Annotated in this window: 15 protein-coding genes; 8 read left to right on the top strand and 7 right to left on the bottom strand. The window is 69.6% G+C overall.

Translation table 11 applies throughout. From position 1 onward, the window contains the following. Window positions 1-162: 162 nt before the first annotated feature. Together CBM2588_RS16465 and CBM2588_RS16470 are read left to right on the top strand one after the other, a co-directional pair. Window positions 163-1,758 (top strand): 3'-5' exonuclease family protein, encoded by a 1,596-nt coding sequence (locus tag CBM2588_RS16465; protein ID WP_115681514.1) that lies wholly within the window; start codon window positions 163-165, stop codon window positions 1,756-1,758. Between the two features lie 127 nt (window positions 1,759-1,885). Beyond that, window positions 1,886-2,338, top strand: a complete 453-nt coding sequence (locus CBM2588_RS16470; protein ID WP_115681515.1) for a hypothetical protein — start codon at window positions 1,886-1,888, stop codon at window positions 2,336-2,338. A 34-nt stretch (window positions 2,339-2,372) separates the two neighbouring features. Here CBM2588_RS16470 and CBM2588_RS16475 read toward each other — a convergent pair whose 3' ends face one another. Together CBM2588_RS16475 and CBM2588_RS16480 are read right to left on the bottom strand one after the other, a co-directional pair. Further along, window positions 2,373-3,347 carry a pyridoxamine 5'-phosphate oxidase family protein gene (locus tag CBM2588_RS16475; RefSeq protein WP_115681516.1) on the bottom strand — a complete coding sequence of 325 codons (975 nt, stop codon included), beginning with the start codon at window positions 3,345-3,347 and terminating at the stop codon, window positions 2,373-2,375. Between the two features lie 50 nt (window positions 3,348-3,397). Next, the gene (locus CBM2588_RS16480) at window positions 3,398-4,048 is read right to left on the bottom strand and encodes a glutathione S-transferase family protein (RefSeq protein ID WP_115681517.1); all 651 of its coding nucleotides are present in this window, start codon (window positions 4,046-4,048) and stop codon (window positions 3,398-3,400) included. A 109-nt stretch (window positions 4,049-4,157) separates the two neighbouring features. Between CBM2588_RS16480 and CBM2588_RS16485 the strand changes: the two genes are divergently transcribed. The 3 genes from CBM2588_RS16485 to CBM2588_RS16495 all read left to right on the top strand — a co-directional run bounded on the left by CBM2588_RS16485 (window position 4,158) and on the right by CBM2588_RS16495 (window position 6,759). Beyond that, on the top strand, window positions 4,158-5,048 hold the full coding sequence (locus CBM2588_RS16485) for a LysR family transcriptional regulator (protein ID WP_115681518.1): 891 nt from the start codon (window positions 4,158-4,160) through the stop codon (window positions 5,046-5,048). A gap of 202 nt (window positions 5,049-5,250) precedes the next feature. Then, the gene (locus tag CBM2588_RS16490) at window positions 5,251-5,937 is read left to right on the top strand and encodes a TetR/AcrR family transcriptional regulator (RefSeq protein ID WP_115683624.1); all 687 of its coding nucleotides are present in this window, start codon (window positions 5,251-5,253) and stop codon (window positions 5,935-5,937) included. A gap of 147 nt (window positions 5,938-6,084) precedes the next feature. Beyond that, window positions 6,085-6,759, top strand: a complete 675-nt coding sequence (locus CBM2588_RS16495) for a histidine phosphatase family protein (RefSeq protein ID WP_115681519.1) — start codon at window positions 6,085-6,087, stop codon at window positions 6,757-6,759. Window positions 6,760-6,929: 170 nt separating this feature from the next. Here CBM2588_RS16495 and CBM2588_RS16500 read toward each other — a convergent pair whose 3' ends face one another. The 3 genes from CBM2588_RS16500 to CBM2588_RS16510 all read right to left on the bottom strand — a co-directional run bounded on the left by CBM2588_RS16500 (window position 6,930) and on the right by CBM2588_RS16510 (window position 9,693). Next, a complete protein-coding gene (locus tag CBM2588_RS16500; protein ID WP_115681520.1) occupies window positions 6,930-8,105 on the bottom strand; it encodes an acetyl-CoA C-acetyltransferase in 1,176 nt (391 codons plus the stop codon). Between the two features lie 144 nt (window positions 8,106-8,249). Beyond that, a complete protein-coding gene (locus CBM2588_RS16505; protein ID WP_115681521.1) occupies window positions 8,250-8,717 on the bottom strand; it encodes a PaaI family thioesterase in 468 nt (155 codons plus the stop codon). A 4-nt stretch (window positions 8,718-8,721) separates the two neighbouring features. Further along, window positions 8,722-9,693 (bottom strand): NAD(P)H-dependent flavin oxidoreductase, encoded by a 972-nt coding sequence (locus CBM2588_RS16510; protein ID WP_115681522.1) that lies wholly within the window; start codon window positions 9,691-9,693, stop codon window positions 8,722-8,724. A 233-nt stretch (window positions 9,694-9,926) separates the two neighbouring features. Here CBM2588_RS16510 and CBM2588_RS16515 point away from each other — a divergent pair, with 233 nt between their 5' ends. Next, window positions 9,927-10,802 carry a crotonase/enoyl-CoA hydratase family protein gene (locus CBM2588_RS16515; protein WP_092311292.1) on the top strand — a complete coding sequence of 292 codons (876 nt, stop codon included), beginning with the start codon at window positions 9,927-9,929 and terminating at the stop codon, window positions 10,800-10,802. Window positions 10,803-10,836: 34 nt separating this feature from the next. Further along, window positions 10,837-11,508: a nitroreductase gene (locus CBM2588_RS16520; protein ID WP_115681523.1), complete on the top strand. Its 672-nt coding sequence runs from the start codon at window positions 10,837-10,839 to the stop codon at window positions 11,506-11,508. A 21-nt stretch (window positions 11,509-11,529) separates the two neighbouring features. On the opposite strand, the gene CBM2588_RS16525 is transcribed toward CBM2588_RS16520, so the two are convergent. Together CBM2588_RS16525 and CBM2588_RS16530 are read right to left on the bottom strand one after the other, a co-directional pair. Further along, window positions 11,530-14,286 carry a LuxR C-terminal-related transcriptional regulator gene (locus CBM2588_RS16525; protein ID WP_115681524.1) on the bottom strand — a complete coding sequence of 919 codons (2,757 nt, stop codon included), beginning with the start codon at window positions 14,284-14,286 and terminating at the stop codon, window positions 11,530-11,532. A gap of 170 nt (window positions 14,287-14,456) precedes the next feature. Further along, a complete protein-coding gene (locus CBM2588_RS16530; RefSeq protein WP_115681525.1) occupies window positions 14,457-16,004 on the bottom strand; it encodes an AMP-binding protein in 1,548 nt (515 codons plus the stop codon). A 262-nt stretch (window positions 16,005-16,266) separates the two neighbouring features. On the opposite strand from CBM2588_RS16530, the gene CBM2588_RS16535 reads away from it, so the two are divergent. Then, on the top strand, window positions 16,267-17,418 hold the full coding sequence (locus CBM2588_RS16535) for an acyl-CoA dehydrogenase family protein (protein WP_115681526.1): 1,152 nt from the start codon (window positions 16,267-16,269) through the stop codon (window positions 17,416-17,418). The last annotated feature ends 16 nt before the right edge of the window (window positions 17,419-17,434 follow it).

Genomic DNA, 17,434 nt, shown 5'->3' on the forward strand with positions numbered 1-17,434 from the left:
CTGCGCCAACCTCCCGGTCGACCCCGCATCCCTTGCTGCGCCTGCCTTGCAGGTGCCGCGTCGTGTTGCGAGGGGGCGAATAGTAAGCGAGCCCGGCGGGGTTGGCAAGGGGTATTTGAAAACTTCTTCGTGCCGCCATCAGGGGCCCCTTAAAATCGGCAAATGCCCGACCTGCCTACCTATCAACCGTCGCGCCTGCCAGCGGACGGTACCCGCCTGCTGGACGCCCAGTCGCTGGCCGCCGCACTGTCGCGTCCTATAGTCTTTGTCGACCTGGAGACCACTGGCGCGGACGCCCAGCGTGACCGCATCACCGAGATCGGCGTGGTCGAAGTTGGCCCGGACGGTATTGTCGAATGGGAAACCCTGCTGGACCCCGGCATGTCGATCCCGCCGTTTATCCAGCGCATGACCGGTATCAGCGACGACATGGTGCGCGGTCAGCCGACCTTTGAGTCACTGGCCGAGTCGCTCGCCGAGCGCCTGCAGGGCCGCCTGTTCGTGGCCCATAACGCACGCTTCGACTACGGCTTCCTGAAGAACGCGTTCCGGCGCGCCGGTGTGACGTTCCGGGCCGACGTGCTGTGCACCGTCAGGCTCTCGCGCTCACTGTATCCGTCGGTCGAGCGCCATGGCCTGGACGCGCTGATCGCCCGCTTCGGCCTGACGCCCAAGGGCCGGCACCGCGCGCTGGCCGATGCCGAGCTGCTGTGGCAGTTCTGGCAGAAGATCCATGCCACATATTCGGTCGACCTGGTGGAAGCGGCGGTTCGCACGCTGGTGCGGCGCGCCAGCCTGCCGGCCGGACTCGAAGAGACCGCGCTCGAAGACGTGCCCGCAACCCCGGGCGTCTATATCTTCTATGGCGACCAGGACGTGCCACTCTATATCGGCAAGAGCGTGCACCTGCGCCAGCGCATCGGCGCGCATTTTTCCGGCGACTACCGCTATGGCAAGGATATGCGGCTGGCGCGGCTGGTGCGCCGGGTCGAATGGCGGGAAACCGGCGGCGAAACCGGCGCGCTGTTACTGGAAGCCCGGCTGGTCAAGGCCATGCAACCGGTGCACAACCAGATGCTGCGCCGGAATACGCGCCTCTACGCCTGGGAGCTGCCGCAGCAGTTGCCGGTGCCGCGCCTGCGCTCGGATCGCGACACGGACTTTTGCCGGCATCGCGACCTGTTCGGCGTCTTCGGCAGCCGTGGCGCGGCCGAGGCACGGTTGCGCGCGCTGGCCGAGGAGCATGGCCTGTGCATGGCCACACTGTCGCTGGAAAAGACCACGCGCCGTGGCAGCCCGTGCTTTGCGCGACAGGTCCACCGCTGCGCCGGCGTCTGCGTCGGCGTGGAGTCGTCGCGCGACCATCGTGCCCGTCTGGCCGCCGCGCTGGGGCCGATCGCCCTGGTGCCATGGCCGTTCGACGGCCCGGTGGCCTGGCGCGAGCAACACGGCGCGCGCGCCTGGTGGCATGTGGTTGACGAGTGGTGCTACCTGGGCTGCGCGGACACGCTGGAGGAAGCCGGCGCACTGGCCGCCGCGCCCGCGCATTTCGACCTCGACACCTACCAGATTTTGGCGCCGCGCCGGGAGCAATGGATGCCGGACGCGGTGCCGCTGTCGGTGCGGCGGGATTTCACGCTGACCGCGCCAGTGACGCTCACTGAAGCCCCGCGTCCCGCACGCGCGGTGCCGACGCATGCTGCACGCAAGTCCTCCGCCACTGCAGGGCAGCAAACCCTGGGCTTGTTTGCCGAGTAAGCCTGCGTGGCCGCGGGCCCCGGTAATCTGTACGCCAAGCCCCAAAAGCCCCTTGCAAACGATGTGACGGCTCCACTAGTCTCCACAGACCGGCCCTTGCCGCCGGCCGCGCCGATGTGGAGACCCCATGCCCGTCGATCCAGCCCGAGTTGCGCATGCCGCCCGAATCGTGGCGCGCAGGCATGCGCGCGTCGCGGTCCTGTGCGCGGCGACCTTGGGGGCCACTTTGGCGGCGGGCTGCGCAGGAATCGGGACGGGAGCGATGCAAGACGTCATCGATTCCTGGAAGAGCATTCCGGTCGATGAAGCAAAGCGGCAGTGGGGCCCGCCGCAGGCCGTGCAGACCCTTCCCGCCGGCACCGCCTATGTCTGGACCGATTCCGTGCCGGCCGCGCGGCCGCCGGGCAGCGGTCCGCGCGATGCCGGCATGGAGCGCACACCCGTGCCGGGGCAGTGCCAGCGCAAGCTGGTAGCGGACCCCCAGGGCATCGTGACCGGCGGCGAGTGGCGCGGCGATGCCTGCTGCCTCACCGCACTGGCCGGGCGCTGCGCAGCGCTCAAGTATCGGGCGCGCGGCTGAACGCAGCCGTCGCCCGGCACCCACCATACCTCGGTCAGCGTTCCGGCCACGCGCCGGTATCGGCCAGCACCGGCGAGAATTCCCGAAATGCGAAGCGCAGCGGCAGCACGCGCTCGCGCCGCACCACGCGCTCCACATGCATCCGCACCAGCCGCTCGGCGCCGGCGTAAGCGGCCAGTTCCTCGCCCTCCCAGATCACTTCGGCGCGCCCATTCACATGCAACAGCGAACCGTCGGCAAAATCCGGCACGACGATGCCCGCTCGCGGGTTGGCCAGCAGGTTTCCGACCGTGTTGAAGAAGTTATTGCCGTTGAAATCCGGAAACGTCAGGGTATGGGCGTCGTCCACGCGGATAAAGCCAGGCTTGCCGCCGCGGTGCGAGACGTCGACACCCCCAGTGTGCTCTCCCTCGTCTTGCGGCGTCACGCTATGGCTGGAGGCAATGAACAACGTATCCGCTCCGCTCAGGCGGGCACTGGCATGCGCGTCGAGCGCGTCGCCGTGCCACACCGCAGGCGCGGCGGCCGGCTCGGCAGCGGCTACGTCGCGCAGCTGGATGTAGCGCGGACAGTTGCCGAAGCTCTGCTCGACCTCGACCGTCAGCCCTGCCGCATCCCGCGCCACGATGATCCCGTTCATGCGGTTGCGCCGGCGCGTGGGCAGCTCGATGCCAAGCAGCCCGATGCGGGCGCCATGCTCCAGCGCCTCGGCCAGTGGATCGCCGGGCAACGGCACGGCGTCGATGCGCAGGTGCGTGGCGTCAGGCGTGTGCGCAAACCCCGGCGGCCCGACCAGCAGCGTCGCCCAGGGCATGCCCCCGCCATCGACCGCGCCGGCCAGCAGGAACGGCAGTTGCGCGAAGAACGTGCGGTGCTGTTCCGGCATCTCGCCGCGGATCACGCGCGGACCCGCCGCGGCCATGCGCTCGCGCTTGCCGGCGCGCTGCTGTGCCGCGAGTTCGCCGGCGTGGAATGGCAGGCCGGCATGCGGCCAGGTGGGCAGGTCCATGGTTTGCTCCTTCGCAAAGGGAATGGCTCGGCGCTCGCCGCAAGCAAGGGTTAGGCGGCCAGGCTGGGCTTCGATACCACCATCGGCACGAAGCCGGGCAATGCCTCGACGCGGCGCAGCCAGGCATTGAGCGCCGGGTACGGCGCCAGCGGCACGTTGCCTTCCTCGGCGCGCGCGATATAGCTGTAGGCGGCCACATCGGCAATGGTGGCGTGATCGGCGGCGAGGAACGCGCCCCCGGCCAGCACGGACTCCATCAGTGTGAACAGCCGCTGCGCGCGGGCGACGGCATCCTCCATCGGCACCGGCCGTCCGAACAGCACGCCCAGGCGCGCGGCAGCCGGGCCGAACGCAATCTCGCCGGCGGCCACGGACAACCAGCGCTGCACGCGCGCGGCGCCGACCGGATCGCGCGGCAGCCAGCGGCCATCGTCGTAGCGCGTGGCCAGGTAGACCAGGATCGCGTTGGAATCGCCCAGCACCACGCCGTCGTCGTCCAGCACCGGCACCTGGCCGAACGGATTCAGGCGCAGGAAGGCCTCGCTGTGCTGCTCGCCGCCGCGCAGGTCGACGTCCACCAGCCGGTAGGGCAGGCCCAGCAGCCCCAGCATCAGTTCGGCGCGATGCGCGTGGCCGGACAGCGGCGAACGGTACAACACCAGCGGCCTGGCGGGCACGGCGGGGGAATTGGTCTGTTGCATGGCACTCTCCTGAGCGGTTGGTATGGACGGATTCTCGGTGCCGGCGACACTGGAATAAATGGGCCCATTGATATTTGACTACTCCAGAAAACGGAGTAATGTTGGCGCCATGGACAAGCTACGTGCGATGCAGACCTTTGTGCGGATCGTCGACGAAGGCAGCCTGACGGCCGCCGCGGCGTCGCTGCATACCTCGTTGCCGGCGGTGGTGCGCACCCTGGCGGCGCTCGAATCCGAACTGCAGGTGCGGCTGCTCAACCGCACCACGCGGCGGCTGTCGCTGACCGCCGAGGGGCGCAGCTACCTGGACGGCTGCCGGCGCATCCTGGCCAATATCGACGAAGTCGAAGCCGGCCTGACCGAGAGCCATGTCGAGCCCAGCGGCCAGCTCACCCTGACCGCCTCGGTCCTGTTCGGGCAGATGTACGTGGCGCCGGCGGTGACGCGCTTCGTGCAGCGCTATCCGCGCGTGCGCTGCCGCATGGAATTCACCGACCGCGTGGTGAACCTGCTCGAGGAAGACCTGGACGTGGGCGTGCGCATCGGCCCGCTGGCCGACTCCACGCTGGTGGCGCAGTCCGTCGGCAGCATCCGCCGCGTGGTGGTCGCCACGCCGGCCTATCTCCGCAAGCACGGCGTGCCGCGCCATCCGGACCAGCTGGCCGGCGCCAACTGCTTGCGCTTCACCGGCAACCATGCGCACTGGTGGTCGTTCCGCGATGGCGAACGCGAGTTCCATGTGCCGGTGTCGGGCAACCTGGAATTCAACCAGACCGCGCCCGCCGTGGCCGCCTGTGCGGCGGGCGCCGGCTTCGGCCATTTCCTGTCGTACCAGGTCGCGCAGCTGGTGGAGGAGCGCAAGCTGCGCATCGTGCTGGAAGACTTCGAGCTGCCGGCGTGGCCGCTGTCGCTGATCTATCCCCACGCGCGGCTGCTGCCGGCGCGTACCCGCGCCTTCATCGACTGGATGCGCGACGAGCTGAGCCCGCGGTTCAGCTGAGGCCCGATCTCAGGCGCCCCGCATTCAGATTGTTCTGATTGATGGCCACCGCAAGGCGCAAGGCACGCGGCTCGCACCGTCGTGCACCGCACGGCATCCGTGCGGAACATTTGCAGGGCCAAACGACAAAACCTCTTGACGCGTTGCCGTGCGCACCGGTATTTTCAAATTCGAATCCGAATTCGAATACGGAAATATGACCATGTCAGCGACGCCTTCCAGCTTCCCCGCCAACGCTTCCTTCCCCCGTATCGACACCCCCTCGATCCTGCAGCCACCCCGCCAGCGCCGTGCGCGCGAGACCGAGCAGGCCTTGCTGGGCGCGGGCCGCGAACTGCTGGCGACGCGCGACTTCGCCGCGGTCTCGGTGGCGCAGATCGCAGCCTCGTGCCAGGTATCGGTGGGTGCCTTCTACGGGCGCTTCCGCGACAAGATGGCCTATTTCGAGGCGCTGCGCGCGCTGGTGATGGAAGAGACCTCGGCATCGATCGACCGCTACCTGGCGCAGGAACGCTGGGAAGATGTCGCCACCCCGGTGCTGCTGGAAAAGACCGCCAGGTTCATGGTGCTCGGCACGCTGGCCAACCGTGGCGTGATGCGCGCGTCGCTGCGCCATGCCTCCACGCGTCCCGAGGAATGGCTGCCCCACCGCCAGAACGGTGAAGCGATCGTCGAGCGCATGGTGCAACTGCTGGTGCCGCGCCTGCCGCTGCCCGCCGACACCGCAGAACTGCGCGTGCGCTTTGCCATGCAGGCCGTATTCAGCGTGCTGGTCAATGCCGTGCTCAATGATTCCGGCCCGCTGCACCTCGACGACGAACGGCTGATCACCGAGCTGAGCCGCCTGATGGCTGGCTACCTCGACGTCAAGCCGGCCGAGACCGCCTGAGCCTGCCTGGGTAATGCAGCCGGGCCATGGCTGCTATGAATTGCGCGGCGCTTGCTTGGCGATGACGCCGGCGCTCCCTAGAATGTGCCCACGCCCGGCCCCGCGCCGAGGCAGCCCTATCCGCCTCACTGCTTACCGGGACCGCTCATGGCCACGCTTTTCCTCGTCCGTCACGGACAAGCCTCGTTTGGCGCCGCCAACTACGACTGCCTGTCGGCCACCGGCCGGCAGCAGGCGCGCTGGCTTGGCGAGTATTTCGCTGAGCGCGGCGTCAGCTTCAGCCGGGTCGTGGCCGGCACGCTGGTGCGCCAGCAGGACACCGCCACGGAAATCCTGGCCGGCATGGGGCAACCACAGGCCGCGGTGATCTCGCATCCCGGCCTGAACGAATACGACGGCGAGGCGCTGTACCGCTGCCACACCGGCGGCGCCGACCACCGCGCCCACCAGAACGCCGACTACAACGACTACTGGCGCACCTTCCGCGCGGCCTACGCGGCCTGGACGCAGGACGGGCTCGCCGCAATGCCCGAGAGCTGGGCCGACTTCGGCGCGCGCATTGCCGGCGCGCTGGCGCAGGCCAGCGAGGGCACCACGCGCGAGGACGCCATCCTGGTGGTCAGCTCGGGCGGCGCCATCGGCCGCGCCACCGCCGACCTGCTGGGCGCGCCGGCGCAGGCCGCGATCGAGATGAACCTGCAGTTCCGCAATACCGCGTTCTGCGAAATCATTGTCGGCCGCGGCGTGCAGCGGCTGCTGAGCTTCAACAACGTGCCCCACCTCGAGCGTGCCGACCGGCGCAGCGCCGTGACCTTCGCCTGACGCGGATGGCGCGCTCCGCGCTATCCGCCCCTCGAATGACAATGGCCGCGATTTCGCGGCCATTCTTTATCTTTCTCCGGCTGCTGGCGCGGGCACTTTGACATGCCCGCGCCGCCGGTCCTTCTCCCTTTACTGCTCTTTGTCGTGCGCTGCGCGGCTGCGCCTCTGCTTTACAGGCGCTCGACGATGGTCACGTTGGCCAGCCCGCCGCCTTCGCACATGGTCTGCAGCCCGTAGCGCTTGCCATGCGTATGCAGCGCATGGATCAGCGTGGTCATCAGCTTGGCGCCGGAGCCGCCGAGCGGATGACCCAGCGCGATTGCGCCGCCATGCACGTTCAGGCGTTCCGGATCGGCGCCGGTGGCCTTGAGCCAGGCCAGCGGCACCGGCGCGAAGGCTTCGTTGACTTCGAACAGGTCGATATCGCCGATGCGCAGGCCGGCGCGCTTGAGCGCCACTTCGGTCGCTGGCAGCGGCGCTTCCAGCATCACCACCGGGTCATGGCCGATCACGGTCATGCTGTGCACGCGCGCCAGCGGCTTCACGCCCAGCTTTTTCAGTCCGGCCTCGTTGACCACCATCAGGCCGGCGGCGCCGTCGCAGATCTGGCTGGCGGTGGCGGCAGTGACGCGGCCGCCTTCGGCAATCAGCTTGACGCTGCCGATGCTTTCCAGCGTGGCGTCGTAGCGGATGCCTTCGTCGGTGGTGTGCATCTCGCCGTTGGCGCCGTCGGCGGTGCGCACCTCCACCGGCAGGATCTCGGCGCTGAAGCGGCCGGCCTTGGTGGCGGCGATGGCGCGCTGGTGGCTTTGCAGCGCGTAGGCGTCGAGCTGTTCGCGCGACAGCTCGTACTTGCGCGCGATCATCTCGGCGCCGGTGAACTGGTTGAACTGCACGCCGGGGTAGCGCGCCTCGACGCCCGGGCTCTTGGGCACGCCGAAGCCGTTCTTGGCCGGCAGCTGCGACGACAGGCCCATCGGCACGCGCGTCATGCTTTCCACGCCGGCGGCGATGACGATATCCATCGCACCCGACATCACCGCCTGCGCGGCAAAGTGCAGTGCCTGCTGGGATGAGCCGCACTGGCGGTCGACCGAGGTGCCCGGCACGCTTTCCGGCAGGCGCGAGGCCAGGATGGCATTGCGCGCGACGTTGCCGGCCTGCTCGCCGACCTGGCTCACGCAGCCCATGATGACGTCTTCGACCAGCGCCGGATCGGCACCGGTGCGCTCCACCAGCGCGTCGAGCACCTGCGCGGCCAGGTCGGCCGGATGCCAGCCCGACAGCTTGCCGCCCTTGCGGCCGCCGGCGGTACGGACCGCCGCGACGATATATGCCTCAGCCATGTGATCTCCTTGGTTCGGTGCAGGCCGCCGGGGCAGCCCGAGTGTTGTGCAACATGCCGGCGGGCGTGCCGGCAGCTTCGACGGCTATTGTTGCGCCGCGGGGAGTGGCCAGCGTCGTCGGAAGCGACGAAGTTGCCGCACCGCTCAGGCGCGCGGCGCCAGCACCGCGAAGATTGCCGTGGCGCGCAGCAGGCAGCGCTCGCCGCTGACTAGCCGGCAGGTGCCGTAGCGCAGCCGCGAGCCCAGCTTGTCGAACTCCACGCGGGCCTCGACCCAGTCGCCGGGGCGCGCCGAATCGAGATAGTCGAGGCTCAGGTTCACCGTCACCGCGCTTTTGGCGCGGCCGGTTTCCAGCGACATCATCATGCCGATGGCGGTATCGGCCAGGGTCGCCAGCATGCCGCCGTGCGGGATGCCCAGGTTGTTCAGGTGGCTCTCGTCGATGCGCACCGCCAGCGTGCGGCGGGCCGCGTGCAGATAGAGCTGGCCGAAGCCGGCCATATAGCCGCTCATCCGGCGCAGCGGGATAAAGCCTTCCGGCACGTCGGTGCCGGCTTCGGCCGGCGCGGCGATGGCGCGGGTCAGCGCCGCCTCGATTTCCGCCTCGGCCATGGCGTCAGGCAAAGTAGCGCGAGGCCACGCTGAGGTGTTCGCGGCAATCGGCCACCATGCGCGCGATCAGTTCTTCGCAGCTGGGCACGTCGTCGATCAGGCCCACGCACTGTCCGGCGCTGATGATGCCGCCGTCGGTCTCGCCCGCCTTGAGCGCGGCCTTGCCGCGCACGCCGGCGACCAGGTGCTTGACGTCCTCGAACTGCGCGCCGCCTGGACGGCGTTCGATGCTCACCACTTCGTCCGACACGGCGTTCTTCAGCACGCGCGCGGTGTTATGCAGGGTGCGGAAAATCAGGTTCGTGTCGCGCTCGCTGGCCTGCACCAGCGCCTGCTTGACGTTGTCGTGGATCGGCGCCTCTCGCGTGGCGCAGAAGCGCGTGCCCATGTTGACGCCCTCGGCACCCAGCACCAGCGCCGCCGCCATGCCGCGCCCGTCGGCGATGCCGCCCGAGGCGATCACCGGGACCGACAGCTTGCGCACCGCCTGCGGGATCAGCACCATGCCGGGCACATCGTCCTCGCCCGGATGGCCGGCGCACTCGAAGCCGTCGATCGAGACCGCGTCCACGCCCAGCCGCTCGGCCGACAGCGCATGGCGCACCGCCACGCACTTGTGGATCACCTTGATGCCCGCGGCCTTGGCCCGCGCGATATGTTCCCTGGGATTGTTGCCGGCGGTCTCCAGCACCTTGACGCCGCTCTCGATAATGACGTCGAGGTAGAGGGCGTACGGCGGCGGGTTGATCGACGGCAGCAGGGTCAGGTTCACGCCAAACGGCTTGTCGGTCATCTCGCGGCAGCGGCGGATCTCGGCGGCCAGGTCCTCGGGCGTCGGCTGCGTCAGCGCCGTCAGGATGCCCAGGCCGCCCGCGTTGGAAACGGCGGATGCCATTTCGGCGTAGCCAACCCATTGCATGCCGCCCTGGATGATGGGGTAGCGGATGCCAAGCAGTTCGGTGATGCGTGTCTTCATGGTGGTCCTTTTGCGGTCTGCGCCGGCAGAAGGCTACGGCGGAATGTCGTGAGGTGCCGGCCCTGCCGCCTGATCGCATCAGTCTACGGCGCCGCGCGCCGTCCCAGCCTCGTCGGAAGCGACGATTGCGGGCGACGCAATCTGCACTAGTGTTGGGCGAGCCCCCGCCCCGCGCTGCCGGCGCTAGCACCGGCACCTCCGGCATCCCTTCCTACCTCCCAGCAGGAGCCCGCATGACGCCAGCCACGCCTTCGTTCGAAACCCTGCGTTACGCCGTTGCCGACGGCGTCGCCACCATCACCCTGCACCGCCCGGACCAGCTCAATGCCTTCACCGCGCAGATGATGCACGAGCTGATCGCCGCGTTCGACGCCACCGATGCCGACGACAACGTGCGCGCGGTGATCGTCACCGGCTCCGGCCGCGCGTTCTGCGCCGGCGCCGACCTGTCCGGCGGCAGCTCCACCTTCGATTTCGAGAAGCGCTATGGCGCCAGCCCGGATACCGCCCATCGCGATGGCGGCGGGCGCGTGTCGCTGCGCATCTTCCGCAGCCTCAAGCCGGTGATCGCCGCGGTCAACGGCGCCGCGGTCGGCGTGGGCGTGACCATGCAGCTGCCGATGGATATCCGGCTGGCCTCGACCGACGCCAAGTTCGGCTTTGTCTTCGCACGCCGCGGCATCACGCCGGAAGCGGCGTCGTCGTGGTTCCTGTCGCGCGTGGTCGGGATCTCGACCGCGCTGGAGTGGTGCTATACCGGCCGCGTATTCTCGGCGCAGGAGGCGCACGAACGCGGCCTGGTGCGCTCGCTGCACGCCCCCGAAGACCTGTTGCCGGCGGCGCAGGCGATTGCGCGCGAGATCGCCGCCAATGCCGCGCCGGTGTCGGTGGCGATCTCGCGCCAGCTGATCTGGCGCATGGCCGGGGCCAGCCACCCGATGGAAGCGCACAAGCTCGACAGCCGCGCGATCCAGTCGCGCGGACGCTCCGCCGACGTGAAGGAAGGCGTCAGCGCGTTCCTGGAAAAGCGCCCCGCCGCGTTCCCGGAAACCGTGTCGCACGACATGCCGGATTTCTTCGACTGGACCAGCGAGCCGCCCTTCGCCTGATGCGCCCGCTTCCATCCCTGTTTCCGGAGTCCCGATGAAAGTCAGCCAAGCCGTCGCCAGCCGCAAGTCCGTCCGCGGCTTCCTGCCCCGGGCGGTTGCACCCGACACCATCCGCCGCGTGCTCGACGCCGCCGCGCGCGCCCCGTCCGGCGGCAACCTGCAGCCGTGGCATATCCATGTGGTCGGCGGCGAGGCGCTGCAGCGGCTGCTCGGCATCATGCGCACGCGCATCGCCGAGGCCCCGACCGGCGAAGCGCGCGAGTACGACATCTATCCGCGCGAGCTGGTCTCGCCCTACCGCGAGCGCCGCTTCCAGGTGGGAGAAGCGCTCTACCACCACCTCGGCATCCCGCGCGAGGACAAGGCCCGGCGGCTGGCGCAGTTCGCCAGCAACTTCACCTTCTTCGGCGCGCCGCTGGCGTTGTTCTGCACCGTGGACCGGCGCATGGGCCCGCCGCAATGGTCGGACCTGGGCATGTACCTGCAGACGGTGATGCTGCTGCTGCGCGAAGAAGGCCTGGACAGCTGCGCGCAGGAGTGCTGGGCGATGTATCCGCAAACCATCGCCGGATTTCTGTCGCTGCCGGCCGAACGGATGCTGTTCAGCGGCATGGCGATCGGCTACGAGGATCCCGAGGCGCCCGCCAACCGGCTGCGCGCCGGGCGCGCGCCGCTGGGGGAATTCACCGAGTTCATCGGTATCTGAATCAATATCTGAGCCGCAGGGTCAGAGCAGGCCGAGCTGGCGTGCGATCGCGACCGCCTGGGTGCGGTTGCTGGCGTGCAGCTTGGCGCTGATATTGCGCAGGTGCGTGCGCACCGTGGTCTCGGACACGAACAGGCGCTCGGCCATGGCGACGTTGGAATAGCCCTCGGCCAGCAGGTGCAGCACCTTCTGCTCCTTGGGCGTCAGCGGCTCGACCAGCGCGGGCGGCGCGGGACGGCCGGCACCGGGCGGCTCGGCGGCGGCCTGGCCGCAAGCCTGCAGCAGCTTTTCGACGTAAGGGGCCGGCAGGCTGGCAGCCTGGCGCGCGCAGGCGTCGGCCACCAGCCGGCGCACATCGTCGCCCTCGTCGGCAAAGATGCGCACGAAGCCTTCGGCCGCGCCGAAGCGCAACGCCTCGCCCATCACCACCAATGCATGCGCGCCGTCGCCGCAGCGCTGCCACGCCTGCGCCAGCAGGATGCGCAGCTTGAGCGCGCGGCGCATCAGCTGGTTGCCGGCGGCCGCCGCGAGTTCGCGTTCGATAGCCTCGCGCACCGGCGTGCCCGGGCGCGCGTACAGATCCAGCCGCAGCCGGCCCAGCGTGATGTCCTCGACATCGCTGGCAAACGAACTGACGCCGGGACGCGTGCGCCACAGCGCCGGATCGGCGGCGCGCTCGATCGCCTCCTGCGCGGCATGCACATTGCCCTGCCGCAGCGCCAGGCGGGCGCGCTCCAGCATCGCCGCCATCACCAGCCGCGTCAGGCCGCGGTGGTGGCCCAGCGCTTCGAGCTGCGCCAGCCACTCGTGGGCCTGGTCAATCTCGCGGCGCTCGAAGGCGATGCGGGCCAGTACCGCGTGGCCGGTGATGATCTGGTCGGGCAAGCCGAGGTCGCGCGAGAGCGGCAGGTAGACGTTGAGCAGGCGACTGGCGCGCTCGGAATCGCCGCTCTCGTACAGGCCCTCGGCCAGCAGGATGCCGGCCATGGCGTTGCCGTTGGTGGGCCCGAAGCGGTTCGGCAGCATGGTGCTGGCGGCGATGCGGAAGCGCGCCAGCGCCTGCTGCAGCCGCCCCTGGCGCAGATCGATCAGCCCTTCGACCGATTCCGAGAAGATCTTGTTGAAGTTGCTGTCGGACCCGCGCACCGCGTGCCGCGCCACCTGCAGCAGCCGGCGCGCCTCGGGGTAGTCCCCCGCCACCGCGGCCAGCCGCGCCATCGAGGTGGCCAGGATCGCGTCGGGGAAGGCATAGCCCATCGGCAACGGCGGCAGCTCGTTGCGGGCGAAGGCGCGCGCGTCGTCGAAGCGGTCCATCATGTTCAGCAGCATGTGGCGCAGCGCGCGGATATGCGCCAGCAGGTCGCCGGCCGCGCCCTCGGTGGGGATCTGCTGCAGCAGCGCGATGGCTTCGGCCGGCCCGCGCGTGAACGACACCGCCCACACTCGGGCGATCTGCAGCTTGGGCAGCCGCGCCAGGTCCTCGGCGGGCACCGCCTCCAGCCAGCGCGTCAGCAGCCGCATGCGGCCCTGCGCCAGCAGGTCGTCGGCGGCGCTGTCGAGCAACTGCAGCGCGTGCGCCAGCGCACCGGCGGCGAAGGCATGCTCGATGGCGGGCACCAGGCGCCCCTGCGATTCATACCAGCGCGACGCCGACAGGTGCAGCTGCGGCACGGACCCGGGCATGGCTTGCGCCAGCTGCGCGCGCAGGAAGCCGGAGAACAGGCTGTGATAGCGATACCACTGCTCGGGCGCGGCGCCGGAGCCGCGTTCGCCATAGCGTTCGCTCTCCAGCGGCAGCAGGAACAGGTTGGCGCGTTCCAGCCAGGCGAGGATCTCTTCGCTGCTGCCGGCGGCGGGCTGGCACACCGCATCGCACAGCGGCCCGCATAGCTGGTCCAGGATCGAGGTGCGCAGCAGGAAGTCGCGCACTGGCTCGGGCAAGTGCAGGAAGACGTCTTCGACCAGGTAATCGGCAATGGCTGCGTTCGAGCCCGAGAAGCCAGCAATGAAGCCCTCCGGCTGGGTACGCCGCTCCAGCGCCACCGACGCCAGCCACAGCGCCGTGGCCCAGCCCTCGGTGCGCCGGTGCAGCACGCTGATGGCGGACTGCTCCAGCTTCAGCCCACGCGCCTGGCGCAGGAAGGATGCGGTCTCGTCGGCCGAGAAGCGCAGCTGCGCGGGCTCGATCTCGAGCAGTTCGCCGCGCGCGCGCAAGCGGGCCAGGCCGGTTTCTGGCACCCAGCGCGTGCCGATCACAACGCGGCAGCCGGGCGGCAGGCTTTCCACCAGCTGCCAGACCAGCCCCGCCACGGCGGCGTTCTGCACCGCCTCGAAATCGTCGAGGAACAGCGTGAAGTCGCCGTGATGGCTGGCGAGGCGGTCGATCAGCGCCAGCGCCTGTTCGCCCGGATCCTGTGCCAGCGGCTGGCGTGTGGACCGGTCCGGCCCGCCGCTGCCCAGGCCATGCGCGATGGCCGCCTCGATCGAGCCGAGGAAGCGCGAAGGGTCATTGTCCGAGCGGTCCAGCGTCAGCCAAGCAGAGCGGCCGCCGGCGGCCTCCAGCCGCGCGCGGCACTGGAGCATGGCGGTGGTCTTGCCGAAGCCGGCGGGTGCGCGCACCAGCACCAGCTTGACGAAGCCCGCCGCGCACACGGCATCGCAGATCGCCGCGCGCTGGACCTGGAACGGGGTCAGCAGCGGCGGGCGCAGCTTGGCGGCCAGCGACGCCGCGCCGGCGGGTGGCGGCGTGCGCCGTCCGGTCTCCTCGATACTTGCCATTGGCTGTCAGTGGTCTCCCGCACATCGCGGCCCTTGCCGGGCGCGCCATGCGCCCCCGGCGCTGCAGGATGCAGGCGGGTGGCCGTGGCTGTGGTGTAGCGAGGCATTATGACGTAAACCGCTGCGCTCGCGAAAACGCAGGCAGCGGCCAGGCACCGCTTGCCGATGCCTCACACCAGTTTGCTGGCGTGACCGGTCCAGTAGCGGTCGCGCAGCAGCCGCTTGAGCAGCTTGCCGGTTGGCAGCCGCGGCAACTCGGGCTCGAAGTCCACCGAGCGCGGGCACTTGATGGCCGAGAGGTTGGCGCGGCAGAAGGCAATCAGCTCGGCCGCCAGTTCGGGCCCCGCCTGGCCCATGTCGGCAGGCTGCACCACGGCCTTGACCTCTTCGCCGAAGTCCTCGTTGGGCACGCCGATCACGGCCACATCCATCACCTTCGGATGCGTCATCAGCAGGTTCTCGGCCTCTTGCGGGTAGATGTTGACGCCGCCGGAGATGATCATGTTGGCCTTGCGGTCGGTCAGGTACAGATAGCCATCCGCGTCCACGTAACCGACATCGCCGATGGTGCTCCAGTCCGGATGTTGCGGATGGCGCGTCTCCGCGGTCTTGGCCTCGTCGTTGTGGTATGTGAACGGGCGGCCCTCGGCAAAGTAGATCGTGCCCGGCTCGCCCGGCGGCAGCAAGGCGCCGTCCGGCCCGCAGATGCGCAGCTTGCCTACCATGGCCCGCCCCACCGTGCCCTTGCGCGCCAGCCATTGCGGCGTGTCGACCACGGTCACGCCGTTGCCCTCGGTGCCGGCGTAGTATTCCCAGATCACCGGTCCCCACCACGCGATCATCGCTTCCTTCACCTGCACCGGGCACGGCGCGGCCGCGTGGATCGCCACGCGCAGCGACGACACGTCATAGCCCTGCCGCTGCGCCTCGGGCAGCTTGAGCATGCGCGAGAACATGGTCGGCACCAGTTGCGTATGCGTGATGCGGTGTTCCTGCACCAGCCGCAGGAACTGCGCGGCGTCGAAATGCTCCATCACCACCGCGGTGCCGCCCAGTGCCTGCACCGACATGGTGTAGCGCAGCGGCGCCGCATGGTACAGCGGCGCGGGCGACAGGTAGCGCGTGTCGGCATCGAAGCCGTAGAGCCGCTGGCACAGCGCGGTCAGCGTCGTCGGCGCGTCGATGTCGGGACTCGACGGGGGCGCGTACACGCCTTTGGGCCGGCCCGTGGTGCCCGATGAATACAGCATGTCGCCGCCGGTCACCTCGTCGTCGATGCGCGTGGCCGGGCAATCGGCCAGTGCGGTCTCATAGGCCTCATAGCCAGGCACCGTGTCGTCCAGCATCAGGCGCGCCTGCAGGGCCGGCGTCTGCCCGATCAGCGCCGTGGCGATCTCCGCCTGCGCGTGCGTGGTGACCAGCATGCGCGCGCCGCTGTCGTTGACGATATAGGCCGCGTCGGCCGCGTTCAGGCGCGTGCTCAGGCAGATATAGACAATGCCGCTGCGCTGGGCACCCCAGCACAGCTCGAACAGCCGCGGATGGTTTTCCACCATGAAAGCCACGCGGTCGCCGCGCTGCAGGCCGAGCTTGCGGAACAGGTGGGCGACCTGGTTCGAGCGCTGGTCCAGCTCGCGGTAGGTGACGACGGCGCCGCTGCCGCCCATGATGACGGCGGGCTTGTCGGGCGTGCGCTGCGCGTGGATGTGCGGATGCATGGCGTGGAGCTCCTCGACGGGGATGGTGGGTGGGCGAATGCCGCTTGCGCATTCTCGGAACCCTGGCCGGTTCGACCATCGTCGGAAGCGACGAAGCGGCACGGCCTGGTTTTGTCGCAGCGCCGCATAAAGACCGCGCCTGCGGCCCGCGCCTCAGCTTCGTCCGATGCGACGATGCGCCGCCGGCCAGCCTCGCCGGAAGATCCCCGCCAGACTACCGCCCCTCACGCCTCACGCCTCACCCTTATCCGAAGGAGCCAAGGTGGATTTCCAGTTCAGCGAAGAACAGTCGATGCTGCGCGACACGCTCGCGCGTTACCTCGCCGACCACTACGATTTCGAAGCCCGCCGCGCCGCGGTGCAGTCCGCGGCGGGTTGGCGCCCGGACTGCTGGCGCGCGTTTGCACGTGACCTGGGCATCCTGGGCGCCGCGTTTCCCGAGCGCCTGGGCGGCCTGGGCGGCGGCGCCGTCGAGCATATGGTGGTGATGGAACAGCTGGGCCGGCACCTGGTGCTGGAGCCGTATCTGGGCACCGTGGTGATGGGGGGCGGCGCGTTGCTGCATGGCAGCCCCGAGCTGGCCGCGCAGTGGATTCCGGCCATTATCGGCGGCGAGGCCACCGTGGCGTGGGCCCATGCCGAGCCCGCCAGCCGCTACTGCCGGCACGACGTGCAGGCCAGCGCCACGCGCCAGGGCGACGGCTACCGGCTCAGCGGCCACAAGCACGCCGTGGCGGGCGCGCCGTTCGCCTCGCACCTGCTGGTCAGCGCGCGCAGCGGCGGCGCGCGCCGGGACCAGGGCGGCATCAGCCTGTTCTGGATCGCGCGCGACACGCCGGGCGTAACGCTGCGCGAATATCCCACCTTCGACGGCCACCGCGCCGCCGAGGTGCTGCTCGACGACGTGCAGGTACCGGCCAGCCAGCGCATCGGCGACGAAGGCCAAGCGCTGCCGCTGATCGAACAGCTGTGCGACCACGCCATGATCGCGCTGGCCGCCGAAGCCAATGGCGCGATGGCGCGCATGCTGGCAGACACCATCGACTACGCGCGCCAGCGCAAGCAGTTCGGCGTGCCAATCGGCACCTTCCAGGTGCTGCAGCACCGCATGGCCGACATGTACATGCAGCTGGAGCAATCCGTGGCCCTGACTCAGGTGGCCGCCATGCAGGCCGCCGCCGCGCCGGAGACGCGCGCGCAGGCCGCGTGCGCGGCGAAGATCCAGGCCGGCCAGGCGGGCGCCTTCGTCGGCCAGGGCGCGGTGCAGATCCACGGCGGCATGGGCGTGACCGAGGAGCTGGCCGTGGGCCACTACTTCAAGCGCGTCACGGCGATCGACCTGCAGTTCGGCTCGGCCGAGCACCACCTGCGCCGCTATGCCGACCTGCTCTATCCCGCCAGCGCCGCGGCCTGAAGCCGCCCCTATCCAC

It is taken from the genome of Cupriavidus taiwanensis (assembly GCF_900250075.1).
Taxonomy (GTDB): Bacteria; Pseudomonadota; Gammaproteobacteria; order Burkholderiales; family Burkholderiaceae; genus Cupriavidus; species Cupriavidus taiwanensis_C.